22 protein-coding genes are annotated in these 20,605 nt (G+C 71.8%); 13 read left to right on the top strand and 9 right to left on the bottom strand.

Annotation, left to right across the window (positions count from 1 at the left end; translation table 11 throughout):
* Positions 1-196: 196 nt before the first annotated feature.
* The 8 genes from ACIBST_RS12540 to ACIBST_RS12505 all read left to right on the top strand — a co-directional run bounded on the left by ACIBST_RS12540 (position 197) and on the right by ACIBST_RS12505 (position 8,252).
* The gene (locus ACIBST_RS12540; RefSeq protein WP_397171281.1) at positions 197-412 is read left to right on the top strand and encodes a DUF3040 domain-containing protein; all 216 of its coding nucleotides are present in this window, start codon (positions 197-199) and stop codon (positions 410-412) included.
* A 105-nt stretch (positions 413-517) separates the two neighbouring features.
* Positions 518-1,933: an amino acid permease gene (locus ACIBST_RS12535; protein ID WP_397171280.1), complete on the top strand. Its 1,416-nt coding sequence runs from the start codon at positions 518-520 to the stop codon at positions 1,931-1,933.
* On the top strand, positions 1,930-3,174 hold the full coding sequence (locus tag ACIBST_RS12530) for an arginine deiminase (RefSeq protein ID WP_397171278.1): 1,245 nt from the start codon (positions 1,930-1,932) through the stop codon (positions 3,172-3,174). Before ACIBST_RS12535 ends, ACIBST_RS12530 begins: the two co-directional genes overlap by 4 nt.
* Before the next feature lie 43 nt (positions 3,175-3,217).
* Entirely contained in the window at positions 3,218-4,222 is a 1,005-nt protein-coding gene (argF, locus tag ACIBST_RS12525) for an ornithine carbamoyltransferase (RefSeq protein ID WP_364331553.1), read from the top strand.
* A complete protein-coding gene (arcC, locus tag ACIBST_RS12520) occupies positions 4,223-5,158 on the top strand; it encodes a carbamate kinase (protein WP_397171276.1) in 936 nt (311 codons plus the stop codon).
* Positions 5,159-5,167: 9 nt separating this feature from the next.
* Positions 5,168-6,589 (top strand): amino acid permease, encoded by a 1,422-nt coding sequence (locus tag ACIBST_RS12515; RefSeq protein WP_397171274.1) that lies wholly within the window; start codon positions 5,168-5,170, stop codon positions 6,587-6,589.
* 1 nt (position 6,590) lies between these two features.
* Positions 6,591-7,457, top strand: a complete 867-nt coding sequence (locus ACIBST_RS12510; RefSeq protein ID WP_397171272.1) for a universal stress protein — start codon at positions 6,591-6,593, stop codon at positions 7,455-7,457.
* A gap of 300 nt (positions 7,458-7,757) precedes the next feature.
* Positions 7,758-8,252, top strand: coding sequence for a transcriptional regulator (locus tag ACIBST_RS12505; RefSeq protein WP_026214021.1), 495 nt, complete (start codon positions 7,758-7,760; stop codon positions 8,250-8,252).
* Positions 8,253-8,641: 389 nt separating this feature from the next.
* Here ACIBST_RS12505 and ACIBST_RS12500 read toward each other — a convergent pair whose 3' ends face one another.
* The 3 genes from ACIBST_RS12500 to ACIBST_RS12490 all read right to left on the bottom strand — a co-directional run bounded on the left by ACIBST_RS12500 (position 8,642) and on the right by ACIBST_RS12490 (position 10,919).
* Positions 8,642-9,028 carry an SAV_6107 family HEPN domain-containing protein gene (locus tag ACIBST_RS12500; RefSeq protein WP_352322609.1) on the bottom strand — a complete coding sequence of 129 codons (387 nt, stop codon included), beginning with the start codon at positions 9,026-9,028 and terminating at the stop codon, positions 8,642-8,644.
* A 520-nt stretch (positions 9,029-9,548) separates the two neighbouring features.
* Entirely contained in the window at positions 9,549-9,740 is a 192-nt protein-coding gene (locus ACIBST_RS12495; RefSeq protein WP_357705325.1) for a (4Fe-4S)-binding protein, read from the bottom strand.
* Positions 9,741-9,746: 6 nt separating this feature from the next.
* Positions 9,747-10,919, bottom strand: coding sequence for a cytochrome P450 (locus tag ACIBST_RS12490; protein ID WP_397171270.1), 1,173 nt, complete (start codon positions 10,917-10,919; stop codon positions 9,747-9,749).
* 91 nt (positions 10,920-11,010) lie between these two features.
* Between ACIBST_RS12490 and ACIBST_RS12485 the strand changes: the two genes are divergently transcribed.
* Together ACIBST_RS12485 and ACIBST_RS12480 are read left to right on the top strand one after the other, a co-directional pair.
* The gene (locus ACIBST_RS12485) at positions 11,011-11,610 is read left to right on the top strand and encodes a TetR/AcrR family transcriptional regulator (RefSeq protein ID WP_397171268.1); all 600 of its coding nucleotides are present in this window, start codon (positions 11,011-11,013) and stop codon (positions 11,608-11,610) included.
* 124 nt (positions 11,611-11,734) lie between these two features.
* Positions 11,735-12,238, top strand: a complete 504-nt coding sequence (locus tag ACIBST_RS12480) for a hypothetical protein (protein WP_397171267.1) — start codon at positions 11,735-11,737, stop codon at positions 12,236-12,238.
* Here ACIBST_RS12480 and ACIBST_RS12475 read toward each other — a convergent pair.
* Both ACIBST_RS12475 and ACIBST_RS12470 read right to left on the bottom strand, forming a co-directional pair.
* The gene (locus tag ACIBST_RS12475) at positions 12,221-13,960 is read right to left on the bottom strand and encodes a hypothetical protein (RefSeq protein WP_397171265.1); all 1,740 of its coding nucleotides are present in this window, start codon (positions 13,958-13,960) and stop codon (positions 12,221-12,223) included. The genes ACIBST_RS12480 and ACIBST_RS12475 overlap by 18 nt on opposite strands.
* 77 nt (positions 13,961-14,037) lie before the next feature.
* Complete coding sequence (locus tag ACIBST_RS12470) at positions 14,038-14,889, bottom strand: L,D-transpeptidase family protein (RefSeq protein WP_397171263.1); 852 nt, start codon at positions 14,887-14,889, stop codon at positions 14,038-14,040.
* A gap of 99 nt (positions 14,890-14,988) precedes the next feature.
* Between ACIBST_RS12470 and ACIBST_RS12465 the strand changes: the two genes are divergently transcribed.
* Both ACIBST_RS12465 and ACIBST_RS12460 read left to right on the top strand, forming a co-directional pair.
* Positions 14,989-15,465 (top strand): YbaK/EbsC family protein, encoded by a 477-nt coding sequence (locus tag ACIBST_RS12465; RefSeq protein ID WP_397171262.1) that lies wholly within the window; start codon positions 14,989-14,991, stop codon positions 15,463-15,465.
* 10 nt (positions 15,466-15,475) lie between these two features.
* Positions 15,476-16,039 carry a GNAT family N-acetyltransferase gene (locus ACIBST_RS12460; RefSeq protein ID WP_397171260.1) on the top strand — a complete coding sequence of 188 codons (564 nt, stop codon included), beginning with the start codon at positions 15,476-15,478 and terminating at the stop codon, positions 16,037-16,039.
* Between the two features lie 186 nt (positions 16,040-16,225).
* Here ACIBST_RS12460 and metF read toward each other — a convergent pair whose 3' ends face one another.
* A complete protein-coding gene (gene metF, locus ACIBST_RS12455; RefSeq protein ID WP_357967900.1) occupies positions 16,226-17,146 on the bottom strand; it encodes a methylenetetrahydrofolate reductase [NAD(P)H] in 921 nt (306 codons plus the stop codon).
* 85 nt (positions 17,147-17,231) lie between these two features.
* Between metF and ACIBST_RS12450 the strand changes: the two genes are divergently transcribed.
* A complete protein-coding gene (locus tag ACIBST_RS12450) occupies positions 17,232-18,299 on the top strand; it encodes a polyprenyl synthetase family protein (protein ID WP_397171258.1) in 1,068 nt (355 codons plus the stop codon).
* Positions 18,300-18,384: 85 nt separating this feature from the next.
* On the opposite strand, the gene thiE is transcribed toward ACIBST_RS12450, so the two are convergent.
* From thiE to ACIBST_RS12435, 3 genes are read right to left on the bottom strand one after another with little or no spacing between them, the layout of a single operon-like run.
* Complete coding sequence (thiE, locus tag ACIBST_RS12445) at positions 18,385-19,038, bottom strand: thiamine phosphate synthase (protein ID WP_397171256.1); 654 nt, start codon at positions 19,036-19,038, stop codon at positions 18,385-18,387.
* The gene (locus tag ACIBST_RS12440; protein WP_397171254.1) at positions 19,016-19,390 is read right to left on the bottom strand and encodes an Rv2175c family DNA-binding protein; all 375 of its coding nucleotides are present in this window, start codon (positions 19,388-19,390) and stop codon (positions 19,016-19,018) included. Before ACIBST_RS12440 ends, thiE begins: the two co-directional genes overlap by 23 nt.
* A gap of 30 nt (positions 19,391-19,420) precedes the next feature.
* On the bottom strand, positions 19,421-20,590 hold the full coding sequence (locus ACIBST_RS12435) for an NAD(P)/FAD-dependent oxidoreductase (RefSeq protein WP_397171253.1): 1,170 nt from the start codon (positions 20,588-20,590) through the stop codon (positions 19,421-19,423).
* Positions 20,591-20,605: the final 15 nt, after the last annotated feature.

Raw genomic sequence — 20,605 nt, 5'->3', positions numbered from 1 at the left:
GGGACGGGTCTTAAAAGGGTGTTGGTCGGGACACACAGTACCAGGGGCTACCTGGTACAACGTGAGCGCCCCGCCCTGCCGTCCGGGTGTGGCGGACGTCCCGGCCGGCCGTTCAGGCAGGCCGGCCCGGCGAATTTGGCAATTACCGACATACAGGTATAAAACCTGCTCTAAGTCTTCTCGGGGGAGGTTTCACATGGCGCTGTCGGCACGCGAGCGGTCGGTGCTCAAGGCCATCGCCCGGCAGGTCAGGGACGAGGACCCCGAGCTGTACGCGGCCATGTCCCGGCACGGCGCCCCCGCGTCGCTGGCCTGGCCGCTGGCGCTGATGGCGCTGTGCCTGGCGGTGTTCGCCGTCGTGCTGCTGCTGACCGGTTCACCCGGCCCCCTGCCGCACGCCGTGATCAGGTAAAACCCCCGCGACCCCGCGTGTCGGCGTCCTTCCCGTAGGGCACGTCCCCGAGGGCCGTACGCGCTCGGCGGCGGCTCTTCCTGGGGACTCGCGCGGGGGGCACGCATGGGGGAACCACGTCCGCCCTCGGAAGGCGTGACCACGGCGGCGCGCGGGAGGCGCCCGGCGGTGGCCGGCGGCCTCGGCCTCGGCGCGGCCGTCGCGCTGGTCATGGGGAACGTCGTGGGCACCGGCATCTTCCTGCTGCCCGCCTCGCTGGCCGCGTTCGGCACGGTGAGCCTGGTCTCCATGGTCCTGGTCACCGCGGGCGCCATCGCGATGGCGATCGTCTTCGGCCGCCTGGGCGGGCGCGTCCCGGCGGCGGGCGGCCCCTACGCCTACGCCCGCGAGGCGTTCGGGGAGTTCGCCGGGTTCTGGATCGCCTGGTCGTTCTGGCTGACCGCGTGGATCGGCAACGCGGCCATCGCCGTGGCCTGGGTGGGCTACGTCCAGTACCTGGCCCACGGGCTGTTCGGGCTCGACTGGGGCAGCACGCTCGGCGCGATCCTCATCGGCCTGACCGGGCTGTGGATCCCGGCCGTGGTCAACCTGGCCGGCGTGCGCAACGCGGCGGCCTTCCAGGTGGTCACCACGGTCCTGAAGTTCACGCCGCTGCTGTTCGTGGCGATCGTGGGCCTGTTCTTCGTGCACAAGGACAACTACCCGCCGTTCAACGCCAGCGGAGGCGGCTGGGTGTCGGCCGTCTCCCTGGCGGGGGCGGTCACGCTGTTCATCTACTCGGGCGTGGAGAGCGCCGCCATCGCGGCCGACCGGGTCAAGGACCCGGTCCGCACCATCGGCCGGGCCAGCGTCATCGGCGTGCTGGCCTGCGCCGTCATGTACATCCTCAGCACGGTCGCCGTCATGGGCACCGTGCCGCAGGAGGAGCTGGTCGGGTCCACCGCGCCCTTCGCCGCGGCGCTGGACCACATGTTCGGCGGCACCGGCGGCGGGCTGCTCATGGCGGCGTGCGCCGTCGTCTCCGGCATCGGCGCGCTCAACGGGTGGACGCTGCTGGTCGCCGAGATGCCGCTGGCCGCCGCCAAGGACGGCATGTTCCCGCCCGCCTTCTCCGCGGTCTCCCGCCGCGGCGCGCCCCTGACGGGCATCCTGGCCGGGACCGTCCTGACCTCGCTCATGCTGCTGGTGGGCTACGCCTCCGCCAACGCCTTCGACACGATCGTGCTGCTGGCCTCCTTCACCACGGTCATCCCCTACTTCTTCTCGGCCGCCGCGCAGCTGTTCTGGCTGGTCACCCGGGAGCGGCGGATCGACCGCGGGCGGCTGGCCCGCGACCTGGCCGTCGCGCTGCTCGCGCTGCTGTTCTCGTTCTGGATGGCGTACGGCTCTGGGCCCCCCGCCGTGCTCGGCGGGACGCTGATGCTGTTGGTCGGCGTGCCCGTCTACATCTGGCTGAAGGCCAGGCACGGCGAGTACGGCCCGCGTGATGTCCGCCGCGCTGAGGGGATATCTGAAAAATGACCTTTCATGTCGATTCAGAGGTCGGCCGACTGCGCCAGGTCCTGCTGCACAAGCCGGAGCTGGCCCTCAAGCGGCTGACCCCCAGCAACAAGGACGCCTTCCTGTTCGACGACGTGCTCTGGGTGCAGCGCGCGGTGGAGGAGCACGAGGAGTTCGAGCGGGTGCTGCGCGGCCGCGGCATCGTCGTCCACATGCTGGCCGACCTCCTGCGCGACGTGGTCGACATCCCCGAGGCCCGCAAGCACATCCTGGACGCGGTCATCGACGAACGCTGGCTCGGCCCGACCGCCATCGACGACATCCGCAACACCCTCGACGGCATGGACGCCGGCACCCTCCAGATGCACCTGACCGGCGGCATCACCAAGCGCGAGCTCGTCGCGATGGGCTGCGACCCCAAGTCGGTGGCCTTCCACACCACCGCCGACGACGACTTCGTCCTGCCGCCGCTGCCCAACCACCTGTTCACCCGCGACACCTCCTGCTGGATCTACGACGGCGTGTCGATCAACGCGATGCGCAAGAAGGCCCGCATGCGCGAGACGGTCAACCTGGAGGCCGTCTACCGGTTCCACCCCATGTTCGCCGCCGGCTTCGACCGGCCCTACGAGGGCGGCTTCCACTGCTGGCTGCCCGGCCACGCGATGGCGCCGGCGACCCTGGAGGGCGGCGACGTGCTGGTCATCGGGCGCGGCGCGGTGCTGGTCGGGATGAGCGAGCGCACCCAGCCGCAGGCGGTCGAGATGCTGGCCCAGCGGCTGTTCGCCGCCGGGTCGGCGAACCGGATCGTGGCGCTGGACATGCCGAAGGCGCGCGCGTTCATGCATCTCGACACGGTCATGACCATGCTCGACGTCGGGGTGTTCACCAAGTACGCCGGGCTCGGGATGTTGCCGGCGTACACCATCGAGCCGGGCGAGACCTCCAAGGAGCTGAGGGTCACCGACCACCCGCCCCAGGACATGCACAAGGCCATCGCCCACGCCCTGGACATGGACGACATCACCGTCCTGACCCCCCACCAGGACGTGTACGCCGCCGAACGCGAGCAGTGGGACGACGGCTGCAACGGCCTGGCCGTCGAGCCGGGCGTCGTCATCGCCTACGAGCGCAACACCACCACGAACAACCACCTGCGCGACAACGGCATCGAGGTCATCACCATCCGGGGCAGCGAGCTCGGCAGAGGGCGCGGCGGCCCGCGGTGCATGAGCTGCCCGCTGGAGCGCGACGGCATCTAGCGGACGTCCGGCCGGCACCCGGGCGGCCACAGGAAGGGGCGACATGGCGTTCAACCTGCGCAACCGCAGTTTCCTCAAGGAACTGGACTTCACGCCGGAGGAGTTCGGCTTCCTGCTGCACCTGTCGGCGGAGCTGAAGGCCGCCAAGTACGCCGGGATCGAACGGCAGCGGCTCAAGGGCAAGAACATCGCGCTCATCTTCGAGAAGACCTCCACCCGCACCCGCTGCGCGTTCGAGGTGGCCGCCCACGACCAGGGGGCGCACGTCACCTACCTCGACCCGGCCGGCTCGCACATCGGGCACAAGGAGTCGGTCAGGGACACCGCGCGGGTGCTGGGCCGGATGTTCGACGGCATCGAGTACCGGGGCAGCAAGCAGTCCTACGTCGAGGACCTGGCGGCCTTGTCCGGCGTGCCGGTGTGGAACGGCCTGACCGACGAGTGGCACCCCACGCAGATGCTGGCCGACATGCTCACCGTCCAGGAGCACAGCGACAAGCCGCTGCGCGAGGTGTCCCTGGCCTACCTGGGGGACGCCCGCAACAACACCGGCCATTCGCTGCTGGTCACCGGCGCGCTGCTCGGCCTGGACATCCGGCTGGTCACCCCGGCGGCGCTGCGGCCCGACCGGGACCTCGCGGTGCGGCCCGCCGAGGAGCTGGCCCGGTCCACCGGCGCCCGGATCACCATCACCGAGGACGTGGCCGAGGGCGTCAGGGGCGCCGACTTCCTCTACACCGACGTGTGGGTCTCGATGGGCGAGCCGAAGGAGGTGTGGGACGAGCGGATCGAGCTGCTGCTGCCGTACCAGGTGAACGACGACGTCGTCCGGGCCACCGGCAATCCGGACGTGAAGTTCATGCACTGCCTGCCCGCCTTCCACAACCGGGAGACCGGCGTCGGCGCCGACATCCACGCCAGGACCGGCCTGGAGGCGCTGGAGGTGACCGACGAGGTCTTCGAGTCGCCGCGCTCCATCGTCTTCGACGAGGCCGAGAACCGGCTGCACACCATCAAAGCGGTCATGGTCGCAACCCTGGGGGACTGAATGCGGGTCATCGTCGCACTCGGCGGCAACGCGGTGCTCAAGCGCGGCCAGAAGCCGGACGCCGACGTGCAGAGGGACAACATCGCCACCGCCGTCAGGACGCTGGCACAGCTGGCCGGCGAGCACGAGCTGGTCATCACCCACGGGAACGGCCCCCAAGTCGGCATGCTGGCGCTGGAGAGCGCCGCGGACCCCAACCTGAGCCGGCCCTATCCCTTCGACACGCTCGGCGCGCAGACGCAGGGCATGCTCGGCTACTGGATGCAGCAGGCGCTGCAGAACGCCCTGCCCGGCCGGCAGGTGCTCGCCATGGTCACCCAGACCCTGGTCAGCGCCGTCGACCCGGCCTTCGACGACCCCACCAAGTTCGTCGGCCAGATCTACGAGGAGGACGAGGCCCGCAAGCTGGCCGCCGAGTACGGCTGGACCGTCAAGCCCGACGGCGACCACTGGCGCCGCGTCGTCCCCTCCCCCGCGCCGCAGCGCATCGTGGAGACCCGGCTGATCCGCAAGATGATCCGCGAGGGCGTCGTGGTGGTCTGCGCGGGCGGCGGCGGCATCCCGGTCGTGCGGGACGCCCGCGGCCGGCTCGCCGGCGTCGAGGCCGTCATCGACAAGGACCTGACCGCCTCGATGCTGGCCGAGGCGCTGGAGTGCGACGCCTTCCTCATCCTGACCGACGTCCCGCGGGTGTACCGCGACTTCGGCGCCCCGGACCAGCGCGAGATCGCCTGCACCACCCCGCACGAGCTGCGCGGCCTGCGCTTCCCGGCCGGGTCGATGGGGCCGAAGGTCGAGGCGGTGTGCCGGTTCGTCGAGACGACCGGCGACATGGCCGCCATCGGCAGGCTGGACGAGGCCAAGGACATACTCGCCGGTTCCGCGGGCACGATTGTCACGCCCAACGGGATGTGGCCGTTGACGAGCACCCTCTAGGAGACCGACGTGACACTGGCCGCACGGCTGCTGCGCACCAAGCCGACCGAGCGCATCGTGGCCGAGGGCGGGCAGGGCGAGGGCGGCGAGCTGCGGCGCACGATGACGTTGTGGCAGCTCACGCTGTTCAGCGTGGGCGCCACGCTGGGCACCGGCATCTTCGTCATCCTCGGCCAGGCGGTGCCCAAGGCGGGCCCGGCGGTGGTGCTGGCGTTCGTGCTGGCGGCCGTCACGGCGCTGTTCTCGGCCCTGTCGTACGCCGAGCTGGCCGGGACGATCCCGGTGTCCGGGTCGTCCTACTCCTACGCGTACGCGACGCTGGGCGAGCTGGTGGCCTGGGTGTGCGGCTGGTGCCTCATGCTGGAGTACGCCGTGTCCGTCGCGGCCGTGGCCGTGGGCTGGGGCGAGTACCTCAACGCGTTCCTGCGCAGCCTGTTCGGCTGGACGCTGCCCGAGGCCGTCACCCGCTCCCCCGGCCAGGACGGCGGCGTGGTCAACGTCACCGCGATCCTCATCGTGCTCCTGGCCACCTGGCTGCTGCTCTACGGGGCCTCGGAGTCGGCCACCGCCAACGCGGTGTTCGTGCTGATCAAGATCGCGGTGCTGGTGTTCTTCTGCGTGGTGGCGTTCACGGCGTTCCAGGCCGGGAACTTCACCCCGTTCGCGCCGCTCGGGGTGGCCGGCATCACCGCGGCCGCCTCGCAGGTGTTCTTCTCCTACATCGGCTTCGACGCCGCCTCCACCGCCGGCGAGGAGGCCAGGAACCCCAAGCGCGACCTGCCCCTGGCCATCCTGCTGTCCCTGCTCATCGTCACCGCCGTGTACGTCCTGGTCGCCGTGGCCGCCGTCGGGGCCAAGCCGTGGACCGAGTTCGACCCGGAGAGCACCGAGGCGAGCCTGTCGCAGATCGTCGACCAGGCCACCGGCGCCGCCTGGCCGGGCATGATCGTCTCCTTCGGCGCGGTGATCGCCATCGCCAGCGTCGTGCTCACGGTCATCTACGGCCAGACCCGCATCCTGTTCGCGATGTCCCGCGACGGGCTCATCCCCCGGATCTTCCAGCGGGTGAACCCGCGCCACCAGGTGCCGGTCGCCAACACGCTGATCGTGGCCCTGTTCATCTCGGTCCTGGCCGGGCTGGTGCCGCTCGGCCAGCTCGCCGAGGCCACCAGCATCGGCACGCTGTTCGCCTTCCTCATCGTCAACGTCGGCGTGCTGGTCCTGCGCTACCGCAGCCCGGAGCTGCCGCGCAGCTTCCGCACGCCGCTCTTCCCCCTCACCCCGGCGCTCGGCGCGGTCTTCTGCGTCATCGTGATGGCCGGGCTGGCCGGCGTCACGTGGGCCGCCTTCGGCCTGTGGATGCTGGTCGGCCTGATCTGCTATTTCCTGTACGGCTACAGGCATTCACGGCTGAATGCCGAGGTGCGGTGACATGAAGTTCGACAAGGTGCTGGCCGGGTACATCGCCGAGCCGCGCGGCGGGGACGGGCTCGCGCTGGCCGTCGTGCTGACCCGGCAGACCGGGGGCAGCCTGACGGTCGCGACCGTCCAGCCGCCCGTGACGACCACGCCGGGCCCCGCCCGCGCCGACGAGGGCGCCTGGCGCTCCTATCTGCGCGAGCAGGCCGAGGCCGCGCTGGCGCAGGCCCGCGAGCTGGCCGGCGACCAGGCGGAATACGTCCGCCACACCAACAAGGGCAGCGGGCGCGGCCTGGTGGAGGTGGCCCGCAGGCGCGGCGCCGACGTCGTGGTCATCGGCTCCGCGCCCGGCGGCACCCGGTCGCGCATCACCGTCGGCAGCACCGCCGACCAGCTCCTGCACTCCTCGCCGGTGCCCGTGCTGCTCGCCCCGCGCGGCTACGGCGACGACCCGCCGGCCGCGTTCGAGCGCATCACCGTCGCCTACCGCCGCGGGCCCGGCGCCGACGCCGCCGTCCGGGGCGCGGCCAAGGCCGCGGTCACCCTGGACATCCCGCTGCGGCTGGTCACCCTGGTGGTCAGGACCGGCCGCCGCGTCCAGGTCGAGGAGGACATGCTCGTACGGCTGCGCGACCAGGCCGCCGCGGACCTGCGGGCGGCGGCGCGGGGGCAGCGGCGCAGGCTCCAGGTCGAGGTGGAGCTCCTGGAGGGCCGGAACGTGGCACAGGCGCTCGGCACGACCACGTGGCTGCCGGGAGAGCTGCTGGTGTGCGCCTCCAGCGACGCCGGGCCGCTGCGCCGGGTCTTCCTGGGCGACACGTCCATCAAGATCGTCCAGGCCGCGACCTGCCCGGTCATGATTCTGACCCGCGAGACCTGACGCTCGATTTCACTCGTCAAACTATGACGAAGTAGTGTTGCCATCGGTACAAGAGGGGCGTTTGTTGCGTTCCCTCCCGGACCGGATTCGGCATCTTTTTTCCAATCAGCTTGACCTTAGGCTCCCACCCCTTTACCGTCACTGTGCGTAACCACACCGCGCGGCGTTCTGGGGTAAACCCAGGGCCACGGCTACCGATGGTGCCGAGCCTGGCACCGTACCCCCCGGTGGCTGGGGCATATGCCGCAAGGGAGCACAATCTACTAAGAGCGATACATACGAGAGCCGGGGGGCCACACGATGCCGTCTGAGTACGCAAAGTCGCTGGGTGCACGACTCCGCGCCATCCGCACCCAGCAGGGCCTGTCCCTGCATGGAGTCGAAGAGAAGTCGCGCGGCAGGTGGAAAGCCGTGGTCGTGGGCTCTTACGAGCGTGGCGACCGAGCTGTCACCGTGCAGAAACTTGCCGAGCTTGCCGACTTCTACGGGGTGCCCGTCTCCGAGCTGCTGCCCGGAGGCGCCGCGCCGAGCCCGCTCGGGCCCACTCCCAAGCTTGTGATCGACCTGGAGCGCCTGGCGACACTGCCGAAGGAGAAGGCCGGAGCGCTTGCCCGTTACGCCGCCACCATTCAGAGCCAGCGTGGCGACTACAACGGCAAGGTCCTGTCGATCCGCCAGGAGGACCTGCGTTCGTTGGCTGTGATCTATGACAAGTCGCCCAGCGAGTTGACCGAGGAGCTCATCAGCTGGGGTGTGCTCGACGCCGAGGCGCGCCGGGCCGTCGAGTCGTTCTAGAACCCACCGCTTCACCCCCGAAGGGCCCGCCAATTCCCCTGGCGGGCCCTCCGTCGTACCGCCCCAAAATGAACTTTCAATTACCTCGGCGAACGCGACATTTGCCCCACCGAATCCTCAAAACCGATTCCCCGGCCCTCACGCACCCCCGACAGGCCAATGGGGCCGACGAACCGGAGCCCCACCGGCCCGACAGAGAGCCGGCAAAGACGCCCTAGAGGCAGCACGGGAGCCGCATACCGCCCCGCAGGCGTTGCGGACGGTCCCCTGCCCCCTTTTGGGCACGCGTGTCAGTGACAGCCGCCTTGCTTACGTTCATCGGCTTGGTTAGACCCCGCCACCCGCGCTCTTCCGCGCGGCGGCGTCGCCTGGAGAGCCGGGCGGCGGGGTCAGCCCGCCAGCGGCACGTCCACCGGAAGCTGGGGCTGGGCGGGGACGCCGAGCAGGTCTTCCACGGTCGAGACGAACGTCTCGGCCTCGGCCAGGATCTCACTGGCGTCGGCCGCGCTGATGCCACGGACGACGCCCGCCTCCGCGGCCGCGCGCTTGGCGGCGCTCACGGAGAAATAGGCGGCCCACTCGGCGAGGTGCGGCTCGGCCTCGGGCAGCAGCTCCCACGCGCTGCGCAGACGGCGCCTGCGGCCCTCCATGGGACGGGGACGGGCGGCCAGGATCGCCGCAGCCGCACGAAGAGCCGCCAGGTGGGCGGCCACATATCGGGATGCCGGGGTGCGAGCGGCGGTCGCCTCCGCCAGGCAGGAACGTGAATCGGTCAAGTGTGCCCGAACCGCAGGCGACAGCCGGGGCCCGGGCGTTTCTCTAGGCCGTGGTGCCATCTTGCGCGCCTCCTTGGAGTCGTGGGCGGCGGCCGGCGTCTCCGCCGGTGAGGCCAACACTCTCAGACGCCACCGACATTTCCGCCGGGCCGGCCGGACGAGGAGCTTCCCCTCTCCCCGTCCGGCCAGGACACGCCCACTCGTCTCCGCCGACGACGAGGACGCGCCCTTCGCCCGTGGAGCCTGGCCGCGGGAATCGCTTGGGGAAGCGAACGGCCGCGGCCAGGCCCTTGGGTGACGTTGAGCCGCGAGCCTCACCGCCACTAGGTCGAACATAATTTCGATCACGCTCGGTGTCAACCTGTTCCACGAACACAGGTTCGATGACCATGGAGCGAAACGATCGATCCGTCCCGTGACGTCCCTCCGTTCGGACATGATCGCCGCCCGGAACGCGCAAAGCCGCCGCCACCGGGGAAGGTGGCGGCGGCGGGACGGCCGGACCGGACGAGACGGCGGCTCAGGAGACGGAGATGGCCCCCGACGGACACAGGGACACCGCGCGCCGCACCGCCTCCTCCTGCCCTTCCTCGGGCACCTCGCGCAGCAGCACCACCGTGCCCTCGTCCTCACTCTGGTCGAACACCTCCGGCACCGTCAGGGCGCACATGCCCGCCCCGATGCACACCGTCGTATCCGCTGTGATCTTCATCGTGACCTACCAAGTGACAGGGAGGCGGTGCACTCCGTAGACGCTCATGTCCGAACGCATCGGCACCTCCTCAGGCGTTACGGCCAAGCGTAGGCCAGGCAGGCGGCGCAGCAGCGCCGGGTACGCGATGCGCATCTCGGTCCGGGCGAGCTGCTGCCCGAGGCACTGGTGGATGCCGTGGCCGAACGTCAGGTGCCCGCCGACCGGCCGGTGGACGTCGAGGCGGTCGGCGTCCTGGAAGCGGGAGGGGTCGCGGTTCACGGTGGGCAGGTGGAGGGCGATCGACTCGCCCGCCCTGACCAGGTGGCCCTCGATCTCGACGTCCTCCAGGGCGCTGCGCACCGGGCCGATGTGGATGATGGTGAGGTAGCGCAGCAGCTCCTCCACGCCGTTGTCCACCACCGAGGGGTCGTCGCGCATGGCGGCGAGCTGGTCGGGGTTGGTGAGCAGCGCGTACGTGCCCAGCCCCAGCATGTTGGCGGTCGTCTCGTGCCCGGCCAGCAGGAGCAGGAACGCGACCCCGGTCAGCTCCTCGTGGTTCAGCTCCCCGACGAGCCCGCTGAGCAGGTCGTCGGCCGGCTCGGCCCGCTTGCGCCCGATCAGCTCCGACAGGTACGCCCCGATCCTGGTGAACGCGGCCAGGGCGTCGTCGGCCTTGGTCTCCAGGTTGACCAGGATCCTGGTCTCCTCCTGGAACACCGCGCGGTCCTCGTACGGCACCCCGAGCAGCTCGCAGATCACCAGAGACGGGATCGGCAGCGCGAAGGACTGCACCAGGTCCGCGGGCGGCCCGGCGGCCTGCATGGCGTCGAGGCAGGAGTGGGTGATCTCCTCGATCCTGGGTTCGAGCGCCTTCATCCGCCGGACGGTGAACTGTCCCATGAGCAGCTTGCGGTAGCGCGTGTGCTCGGGTGCGTCCATGCGCAGGAAGAACCCGGGCGGCAGTTCCCGCTGGAGCTGCACCCGGGCGGGCACGACGGGGTGCAGCCGCTCAGGACGGTTGCTGAAGCGCGGGTCGGCCAGGATCGCGCGGGCGGCCGAGTAGCCGGTGACCAGCCAGCCGAGGTGGCCGTCGGCGAAGGTCAGGCGGTGCATGGTGCCCTGTTGTCGCAGGGCTGCGGCTTCCTCCGGCGGATCGAACGGCCGCCGGCGGGCGATGGGAAAGGTCAGGTCGGACATGCTGGCTCCCTTCCGAGCTCACCTCCCAGAAAACCTCAACCGATGCAAAACTTCAATGCATGAAATTCGTATATCGGTGTAGAGTTCCGTCATGGTAGGACTGCGGGAGCGCAAGAAGCAGCGCACGCGCCGGGCGCTGATCGAGGGCGCGCTCCGGCTGTTCGGCGAGAAGGGCTACGAGGAGACCACGCTGGCGGAGATCGCCGCCGCCGCCGAGGTCTCCACGCGCACCTTCTTCAGCTACTTCGCCAGCAAGGAGGACGTGCTGTTCTACGACTCCGAGCACCAGATCGAGCGCGCGCTGGCGTTCCTGTCCGCGCCCGCCCCCGGACAGCCGCCCGCCGACCTGCTGCGCGCCTTCATCGAGGACACGCTCTCGACGACGGACGACGGCCGCGACACCTGGTCGGAGCTCACGGCGCTGCGCCTCGACCTCATCATGCGCGAGCCGCCCCTCCAGGCGCGGGCGCTGCACCTGCTGTTCGACAGCCAGCTCCGGCTGGCCGAGGCCCTGTCGGCGGCCTATCCCGGCCGGCTCGACCGGGTGGAGGCGGCGGCGGCCGTTGGGTCGCTGATCGGCGCGGTGAAGCTGGCCGTGATGACCACGCTCAACGACGGCCTCCCGATGGAGCAGGCCCGCGACGCCGCCCGCCGGGCCGCCGACATCGCCCTCCACGGCCTCCCCCGCTGACCCGCCCCCGCCGATCCCCCGGCACGGCCGCGGGTGGCGGGTGACGGCGCGCGTCTGACAGGCTGTCGGCGCGGGCGGCGGACGACGGACCGGCCGTACGGGAACGGCCGCGTGAGGGGGATCGGTGCGAGAACGGACGGGCACTGTCGTCCTGCTGCTGTCGGGGCCGGTTCTGACGGCGGCGTACGCGGCCCTCAACTACGCGGCCCTGCGCACGGCGTCGGGGGCGCAGGGCGCCGGCCCGGCCGACCGGATCGTCTCCGGCGGCCTGACGTCGCTGGGCTCGGACCTGTGGTGGATCGTCAGGGGCGTCGCGCTGGTGGCGGGCGTCGCGACCGCGGGGATCGCCGTGGTGGGCCTGCTGCTGCGCCGGGCGGCCCGGGGGCGCGGCGCGCTGCTGGTGTCGTCGGGCGTGCTCATCCTGCCGTACACGCTCGGGCTGGCGGCGGCCGTCTACAACCCCGTGCCGCGGCTGGCCGGGTTCTACGACCATCCGGCCTTCGCCGACGCGCTCCCGCCGTACCAGTATGTGTCGGCCCTGCTTCTGCTGGTGGCGGCCCTGGCCCAGGCCGTGGGCATGGTCCGCGCGCACACCGCGGCCCGGAGGGTGTCACCGCCCCCGCGCTGACCCGCCGGGGCAGCGGTCGCTGACCCAGGTGGTCCAGCCCTGGCGGGCGCCGCCCGCGCCGGTCGCGGCCCACCCCGCGGGCGCCGGCCCAGAGCCGGGCGGGACGACGGCGGTGCAGACGCCGGCCGGCGGCGTGCCGTCGTAGAGCTCGGCCTCGGTCCAGGAGACGCGGTAGGCCAGGACGGCCCGGACGTTCCACGGCACCCGCCGGTCCACTCCCACCCGTCCCGGGCCCGTGAGGACGGGCAGCCAGTCGGACCCGGCGGCGGGCGCGGCCGGCGCCGACTTCGGCGCCAGGTCGGCGGCGAAGACCAGGTTGACCGCCGCCAGCACGGCCAGGACCCCCGGCCACCCCCCGCGGGCGGTCAGCAGGGCCGCGCCCGCCAGGCCCGCCAGCAGGGCGAGCGCCGCGAGGGAGGCGGCGACCAGGTCGAAGGAGTCACGCACCCGGCTGAGGAAGATCACCTCGGGGAAGTCGAAGGCGATGAACGCGTACCGCTGGAGCCGGTCCCCCGCGTACCAGACGACCACGCCGCCGGTCGCCGCGAGCAGCCCGGCCGCCGCGAGCGCGTGCCGGACGACGGTCCCGCGGCCGGCCCTGGCCAGCACGAGCAGCCCGGCCAGGGTCCAGGCGAGCGCCACGCAGGCCAGGTAGCGGCCGTAGGCGTAGTTGCCGATCCGGTGCTCGTCGGGGAGCGCGGCCGAGGAGGCGTAGGCGATGCCCAGGGTCGTGGCCAGCAGGACGGCCGCGAGCACGCGCCGCGGCCCCGGCGTCGACCGCCTGGTCACGAGGGCGACGGCGCCCGCGAGCCCGACCCCGGCCAGCCCCCAGGTCGCGGCGATCAGGTACCAGAGCTGCCCGGCCGCCCCCGCCAGCGCCCACGCCTGCCCGTCGAGGCCGCTCACCCGCTCGGCCAGCAGGCCGGACAGGTCACGCGCCCCGCCCGGGTACAGCGCCGCGGACAACGCCCGGTTGAGCACCGTCGCCGCCCCCGCCGCCGCCAAGGCCGCCACCAGCCCGGCCGCCGCACCCCTGCGGCACGCGAAGAACGTCCCCGCCGCGCCCCTGCGGCGGGCGATGAGCATCCCCGCCATCGCCAGCAGGGTCACCGCCAGGACGACGGTGCCGCGCAGGTGCACCGCCATGGCGTACCCCGCCAGGCCGCCCGCCAGCGCCCCCGCCCTGACCGACCCCCTGGCCACGAGGTCGTGCAGCGCGACCAGCCAGGCCAGGATCAGGGTGGGCAGGACCGCGTCGGCCAGCGCCAGCCCCGAGAACAGCAGCAGCGACGGCGACAACCCGCCCGCGAACGCCGCCGCCATCGCCGCCCGCGGCCCCGTCCCCAGCCGCCGCAGCAGCAGGTACGCCAGCGGGAACGCCCCCGCCGCCACCATCGACCCCACCGCGACGACCAGCCGGTAGGCCACCGCCGGGTCCGACGTGAACCAGAACACCGGCGCCAGCAGCAGCGCGTATCCGCCCTGGTAGAAGGTGAAACCGGTCAGATCCGCCCCGGGCCCGCCGGCCAGCCAGCGGGCGGCGATCAGGTATCCGGTCTCGTCCGGGTTGGCCACGGGCCCGGCGTGCTGCCGGAACAACCACAGCCGCAGCGCGACCTGCGCCACCCACCCGATCGCCGGCAACCACCACGAACGCGACCGGCCCCTGCGCCGCATGCGCGGGGCAGGAGCCGGAACACGCTCGACGAACGTCGTCGTCATGGAATTCCCCCTCAAGTCGGGGGAAGTCCAGCAAGAGGCGGATAACCCGGCCGTCACCGGATCCGGTTATGCGGACGTTATGCGCGCCTGAACGCACCTCTCACGTGCACCGGAACGCCCTTGCCGAGCAGGCCGGGCAGCACCTCGGCGACGTTCATCGGCATGCGCACGCAGCCGTGCGAGGCCGGGGAGAGCGGCACCGACAGCGCGCCGTGGAAGGCGATGCCGCCGTTGAAGAAGATCGGGTTGTAGAGCTGCCCCAGGTAGGACTTGTGCCAGCCGCTGGCCCGCCACGTCGTGCGGAAGTCGCCGGTCGGCGTGCGGGCCGAGCCGCAGAACCGCTGCTCCTTGCCCTGCCAGGTGGTCGTCTCGCAGTACGGGATGCCGCTGCCGGAGGAGACGTGGGTGATCAGCCGCACCTGGCCGCCGACGTACAGGACCATGATCTGCCTGGTCAGGTCGACCTCGGCGCGGGTCGGCTTGCCGTTGGCCACCAGCACCTTCGGGGTCCTCGGCTGCTCCAGCGCCTCCCACGTCCTGCGGGCGATCGTGCTGGTCGGCGTGATGCCGTTGACCTTCTGGAAGGCCCAGACGGCGGCGAGCGTGGTGCCGCCGTAACTGCCGTCGGCCTTGCCGGGCAGGTAGCCCAGAGCCGCCAGTCGCCGCTGCAACCAGGTGACGGACGTGCCCTTCGCGCCCAGCTTCAACGTCTTGCGCGGCGCCGTGACGGGCGCCGTGACGGGCGCTGCGAGGGGCGTCGTCGCCGGGCCCGCCTTGGCCCCCGCCGCGCTTGGCGCGGCGGGGGTGCCCGGCGCGCCGGCGATGCGGGTCGTCGCGGCTGACGGGTCCGCCTGCGCGCCGCAGCCCGTGAGTACGACGGCCCCAGCCGTCAGCAGAGCAGCCACTCCGGGCAGCCGTCGAGCCCCCACCGGTACCACCTCTCTTATCACGAACTATCCGGATCGATGGACCCTACACCACCCACCATGAACAGGTAATAAGCCGGTCAACCTGTTTAGAGTGTCCTCATGTCCGAGAAGTTGCCGGCGAACGCCGTCGTCGTGGAGGCCGCCCTGCGCGCGGCGGGCGCCACCGGAGAGATCGTCGTCCTGCCCGAGAAGGCTCCTACCGCGGCGACCGCGGCCGCCCAGCTCGGCTGCGAGGTGGGGGCGATCGCCAACAGCCTGATCTTCGACGCCGACGGCGCGCCGCTGCTGGTCCTGACCAGCGGCGCCCACCGGGTGGACGTCGAGCTCATCGCCCGTACGGCTGGCGTCGCCGAGGTGCGGCGGGCCACGCCGGAGTTCGTCAGGGCCGCGACCGGTCAGCCGATCGGCGGGGTGGCCCCGGTCGGCCATCCGGCGCCGGTCCGCACCCTGGTGGACAACTGGCTGAGCAAGCACGAGGTGGTGTGGGCGGCCGGCGGCCACCCGCTGACGGTGTTCCCGACGACGTTCGAGGAGTTGGTGGCGATCACCGGAGGCACTCCGGCCGACGTCGAGTAATGTGCGACGGGTGATCGAGTTTCGCGGGGCGGGCCCGGCCGAGTTCACCGAACGCCTGGACACGGTGATCGACATCTACACGGCGGCGATGAACCCGCCCCCCGAGCAGATCTTCGGCCGCAAGACCATCATGCGAAATCACGGCACATACCCCCATTTCCAGTGCTATCTCGCAGAACTGCGCGACCCGGCCGGGGTGGCGCGCCCCCGGATCGTCGGCTTCGCGTACGGCTTCCGCGGCGCGACCGGCCAGTGGTGGCACGACGTGGTGAGCAGGGCGCTGGCCGAGGAGGCGGGCGAGGAGGCCGCGCACGCCTGGATGGGCCACGCGTTCGAGCTGGCCGAGATCCACGTGCACCCCGACCACCAGGGCAAGGGCGTCGGCCGGGCGATGATCCGCACGCTGTGCGCCGGCCGCACCGAGCGCTCGGCCGTGTTGTCCACGCACGACCGCCCCACGGCCGCCCGCCACCTCTACGCCAGCATGGGCTTCACCGACCTGCTGACCCGCTTCGTCTTCCCCGGCGGCCACGAGGAGTACGCGATCGTCGGCCGGCCACTCCCCCTCGGCTGAGGGAGCCGCACATCACCGCAGGTAAAGCCGGTACTTGCCGGGTTTGCCGGAGCATGCCCGAGGGCATCTTCATGACAGAAAGTGACGGACACGTTACCGCGTGGATACCACCCCCTTGCCCGTCACCCGCCCGGTCCCCCTGCGGGCGGGTGACGGGCATTCGCTTGTACGGGGTGGGGCGGCGGGTCAGGCGGTGGCGGCGACCGGCGTCAGGCGCTGGAACACCTCGCGCGAGGCGCTGGACCGATTGAACGTGATGAAGTGGATGCCGGGCGCGCCCTCGTCGAGCAGCCGCTGGCACAGCTCCGCGCCGTGCTCGATGCCGAGCGCCCGCACCGCGGCCGGGTCGTCGGCGACCGCCTCGAAGCGGGCCGCCACCTCGGCCGGGAACGGCGCCCCCGACAGCTGCTCCGACCGCGCGATCGTGCTCATCTGCGTGACCGGCATGATGCACGGGATGATCGGCGTGTCACAGCCCTGGGCCGCCACCCGGTCGCGCAGCCGCAGGTAGTCGTCGGCCTGGAAGAACATCTGGGTGATCGCGTAGTCGGCCCCGGCGCGGCACTTGCGCACGAAGTATTCGGTGTCGGACTCGATCGACGGCGAGCGCGGATGCTTGTACGGGAACGCCGCCACCCCCACGCAGAATTCGCCCGCCTGCCGGATGAGCCGCACCAGCTCCTCGGCGTAGAGCACGCCCTCGGGATGCCGCACCCACTCGGCGGTCGGGTCGCCGGGCGGGTCGCCGCGCACGGCCAGGATGTTGCGCACCCCCGCGTCGGCGAAGCGGCCGACCAGGTGGCGCAGCTCGCGCAGCGAGTGGTTGACCGCCGTGAAGTGCGCCACAGGGGTGAGCGTGGTGTCGTGGGCCAGGCGCTCGACGATGTCGACCGTGCGGTCGCGGGTCGAGCCGCCGGCCCCGTAGGTCACCGAGACGAACGTGGGGCGCAGGGACTCCAGCTCCCTGATCGCCTTCCACAGCTGCCGCTCGCCCTCGTCGGTCTTCGGCGGGAAGAACTCGAAGGAGAACGACCGGCCACCGGTGGCGAGCAGCTCGCGGACGGTGGGGACACGATCGGGCAGGATGGAGGGTCGACCAAGCGCCATGTCCCAAGCGTACAGGCCGGTGTCCGGATCGGCCGCCCCTAGACCGGGGACCCGACCCCGAGTCCGCGCCCACTAGTCTCAAGGCATGACCACTGACGCCGCGAGCATGGACGCCCTGCGCACCCAGGTGGAGCGCGCCCTCGGGGAGTTCGTCGAACGGCAGCTGCCCGCCTCGGGCGACGCCGAGCTCGAACCGCTGCGCGCCGCCGCGGGCGACCTGCTGGCCGGCGGCAAGCGCCTGCGTCCCGCGTTCTGCTACTGGGGCTGGCGCGGCGCGGGCGGCACCGACGTGCCCGAGATCTTCACCGCCGCCGCGTCGCTGGAGCTGTTGCAGGCCAGCGCGCTCGTGCACGACGACGTGATGGACAAGAGCGACCTGCGCAGGGGCATGCCGGCCGCCCACCGCCGCTTCCAGTCCCTGCACGAGAAGGAGGGCTGGCACGGCTCGGCCGAGCAGTTCGGCGAGGGGGCCGCCATCCTGCTGGGCAACCTGCTGCTGGTGTGGTCGGGCGAGATGTGGCGCACCAGCGGCCTGCCGCCGGCGTCGCTGGCCGCCGCCCAGCCCGTCCACGACCACATGCGCACCGAGCTGATGTGCGGCCAGTACCTCGACCTGCTGGAGCAGGCCCACGGCGAGAACACCTTCGAGTCGGCGCTGCGGGTGGCGCTGTTCAAGAGCGGCAAGTACTCGGTGGAGCAGCCGCTGCGGCTCGGGCTGGTGCTCGCGGCCGGCGCGCTGGAGCCGTGGATGGACGAGCTGTGCACCGGCTACGGCCGCCGCGTCGGCATCGCCTTCCAGCTCAGGGACGACATCCTCGGCGTGTTCGGCGACCCGGCCCAGACCGGCAAGCCGGCCGGCGACGACCTGCGGGAGGGCAAGCGCACGATGCTGGTGGCCCGCACCCTGGCCGCGGCGCCCCCGGAGGCGGCCGCGACGGTGCGCAGGCTGCTCGGCGACCCCGCGCTCGACGAGGACGGCGTGAGCGCCCTGCGCCAGATCATCGCCGACAGCGGCGCGCTGCGGGAGTGCGAAGACCTGATCGCCGGTTATCTGGCCGACGCGCTGGCCGCGCTCGACGAGGCGCCGGTCACCGCCGGGTCGCGCGCGGCGCTGACCGAGCTGGCCATCGCCGCGACGTCCCGCAGGACCTGACCGCGCCGCCTGGCCTCAGGGAAAACCCCGGCATCTGGCCTCGACAAAAAGGCGGGCGCCCGTCGTAAACGGGCGCCCGGTCGGGTCAGGGGGTCAGGCGTTTGGCGAACTCGGCCGCCGCCGCTCCCGGGTCGTCCGCGTCGGTGATCGCGCGGACGACCACCACGCGGCTCACGCCGTACGACATGACCTCGTCGAGGTTGGCGAGGTCGATGCCGCCGATCCCGAACCACGGCCGCGGCGATCCGGAACCCGGGGCCGGGCCCAGCGAGGCCGCGTGCCGCAGCAGCGCCGGGCCGGGCGCGTGGCGGCCCGGCTTGGTCGGCGTGGGCCAGATCGGGCCGCAGCAGAAGTAGTCGACGCCCTCCTCCACGGCCGCGGCGGACGCCTCGGCGACGGAGTGGGTGGACCGGCCGATGACGATGTCGTCGCCGAGTATCTCTCGCGCGACCGTCACGGGAAGGTCGTCCTGCCCCAGGTGGAGCACGTCGGGCCGGGCGGCGAAGGCGATGTCCGCCCGGTCGTTGACGGCCAGCAGCTTGCCGTGCCGGTCGCAGGCGTCGCGGAAGACCTCCAGGAGCGCGAGTTCTTCGCGTGCCTCCAGGCCCTTCTCCCGCAGCTGGATGATGTCCACGCCGCCGGCCAGCACCGAGTCGAGGAACTCTGCCAGGTCGCCGCGGTCGCGGCGGCCGTCGGTGCAGAGATAGAGGCGGGCCTCAGAAAGCGAGGGCCTGGGCACGCCGCTTGACCTCCGTGTGACGGCCGGCCTTGATCGCCTCGATGGGCGACCCCGGCAGGGACTCGTCTGGGGTGAAGAGCCAGCGCAGCGACTCGACGTCGTCGTAGCCGGCGTCCTGCAACACGGTCAGTGTGCCGGGCAGGCCCTTCATCACGTCCTTCCCGTCGAGGAACACCGCGGGAACCTGTGGCCCGCCGCCGCCGCGGCGCACGCCGAGCAGCTTGTGGTCCTTGAGGAGTTGCTTGGCCCGCCCGATCGAGAGGTCGAGGCGTGAGGCCACTTCGGGGAGAGTGAGCCACTCGTCGACGAGCTGGTCGGTCTCCCGGTCGATCTGTGCAACAGAAAGCGTCACGAAACCACAACTACCACATGCCGTCCTTGCTCAAACAACACAATCCCGTAGGGGGACCTCTGGATCTACCAGGCGTTCTGTGTCGAGGCGATGCCCGCCTTCGATGATCCTACGGCCCTGCACGTAGTCCCGGGGCCGGTCGACGGCGAGCACGGCGGCGAGGGTGTCGCCGGACGTCAGCCAGACGGCCGACCACTTGCCCTCGGGCTCGCCCCGGTAGAGCAGGCGGTCGCCGGAGGGGTGGTGGCCGATGTACTGGACCATGTGACCGAACTGCTCGGACCAGAAGTAGGGCGCCGGGTCGTAGACGGCCTCCTCCCCCAGCAGGGTCGCGGCGGCGACCTCGGGCGAGCCGAGCGCGGTGTCCCAGTGCTCGACGCGCAGCCGGACGCCGTAGCGGCGCGACCACCAGGCCGCGCAGTCGCCGGCGGCGACCACGTTCGGCATGGACGTGCGCAGGTGCTCGTCGGTGACGACGCCGTTGTGCAGGTCGATGTCGGAGCCGGCCAGCCACTCGACGGCCGGCCGCACGCCGATGCCCGTGACGACCACGTGCGCCTGGACGAACTCGCCGCCCACCAGCCGCACGCCGCCCTCGTCCACCTCGTCGACCATGGTGTTCAGGCGCAGGTCGATGCCGTCGTACCAGTGCCGGGTGCGGGCGCCGATCTCCGGGCCGACGGCGTTGGCCAGCGGGGCGGGGCCCGCCTCGATCACGGTCACCGAGCAGCCGGCCTTGCGGGCGGCGGTGGCCACCTCGGCGCCGATCCAGCCGGCGCCGATGATCGCCACGTGGGCTCCGGCCACGAGCCCGGCGCGCAGCTCGTGGGCGTCGTCGAGGGTGCGCAGGACGTGCTGGGGGCCGTCGCCGGGCACGGTGATCGGCTCGGTGCCGGTGGCGATCACGAGACCGTCGTAGCCGAGCTGGCCCTCGGTCGTCTCCACGACGCCCTCGCGCAGGGCCTTGGCGGTGACGCCGGGCCAGAAGTCGACCTCCAGCGCGTCGAGGTCGGCCTCCAGGAAGCTGGAGTCGGCCGCGCCGGACAGGACGGCCTTGGACAACGGCGGACGGTCGTAGGGCCGATGGCGCTCCTGGCCGATCAGCGTGATCCGTCCGGTGAAGCCGCGCCCGCGCAGCGCCTCCGCGCTGCGCAGCCCGGCCAGGCCCGCTCCCACCACTACGACATGGTTCACGTTCATGACCATAACGGGGGC

The organism is Nonomuraea sp. NPDC049684 (assembly GCF_044465345.1).
In the GTDB taxonomy this organism is placed as follows: domain Bacteria; phylum Actinomycetota; class Actinomycetes; order Streptosporangiales; family Streptosporangiaceae; genus Nonomuraea.
The sequence above is the reverse complement of the archived record's forward strand: the minus strand, read 5'-3'. Positions and strand labels throughout refer to the sequence as shown.

What these genes read in the sequence shown, in the direction of transcription:
- ACIBST_RS12540 (WP_397171281.1), top strand. Translation starts at nt 197, where the DNA reads ATGGCGCTGTCGGCACGCGAGCGGTCGGTGCTCAAGGCCATCGCCCGG.
- ACIBST_RS12535 (WP_397171280.1), top strand. Translation starts at nt 518, where the DNA reads ATGGGGGAACCACGTCCGCCCTCGGAAGGCGTGACCACGGCGGCGCGC.
- ACIBST_RS12530 (WP_397171278.1), top strand. Translation starts at nt 1,930, where the DNA reads ATGACCTTTCATGTCGATTCAGAGGTCGGCCGACTGCGCCAGGTCCTG.
- argF (WP_364331553.1), top strand. Translation starts at nt 3,218, where the DNA reads ATGGCGTTCAACCTGCGCAACCGCAGTTTCCTCAAGGAACTGGACTTC.
- arcC (WP_397171276.1), top strand. Translation starts at nt 4,223, where the DNA reads ATGCGGGTCATCGTCGCACTCGGCGGCAACGCGGTGCTCAAGCGCGGC.
- ACIBST_RS12510 (WP_397171272.1), top strand. Translation starts at nt 6,591, where the DNA reads ATGAAGTTCGACAAGGTGCTGGCCGGGTACATCGCCGAGCCGCGCGGC.
- ACIBST_RS12505 (WP_026214021.1), top strand. Translation starts at nt 7,758, where the DNA reads ATGCCGTCTGAGTACGCAAAGTCGCTGGGTGCACGACTCCGCGCCATC.
- ACIBST_RS12495 (WP_357705325.1), bottom strand. Translation starts at nt 9,740, where the DNA reads ATGAAGATCACAGCGGATACGACGGTGTGCATCGGGGCGGGCATGTGC.
- ACIBST_RS12490 (WP_397171270.1), bottom strand. Translation starts at nt 10,919, where the DNA reads ATGTCCGACCTGACCTTTCCCATCGCCCGCCGGCGGCCGTTCGATCCG.
- ACIBST_RS12485 (WP_397171268.1), top strand. Translation starts at nt 11,011, where the DNA reads ATGGTAGGACTGCGGGAGCGCAAGAAGCAGCGCACGCGCCGGGCGCTG.
- ACIBST_RS12475 (WP_397171265.1), bottom strand. Translation starts at nt 13,960, where the DNA reads ATGACGACGACGTTCGTCGAGCGTGTTCCGGCTCCTGCCCCGCGCATG.
- ACIBST_RS12465 (WP_397171262.1), top strand. Translation starts at nt 14,989, where the DNA reads ATGTCCGAGAAGTTGCCGGCGAACGCCGTCGTCGTGGAGGCCGCCCTG.
- metF (WP_357967900.1), bottom strand. Translation starts at nt 17,146, where the DNA reads ATGGCGCTTGGTCGACCCTCCATCCTGCCCGATCGTGTCCCCACCGTC.
- ACIBST_RS12450 (WP_397171258.1), top strand. Translation starts at nt 17,232, where the DNA reads ATGACCACTGACGCCGCGAGCATGGACGCCCTGCGCACCCAGGTGGAG.
- ACIBST_RS12435 (WP_397171253.1), bottom strand. Translation starts at nt 20,590, where the DNA reads ATGAACGTGAACCATGTCGTAGTGGTGGGAGCGGGCCTGGCCGGGCTG.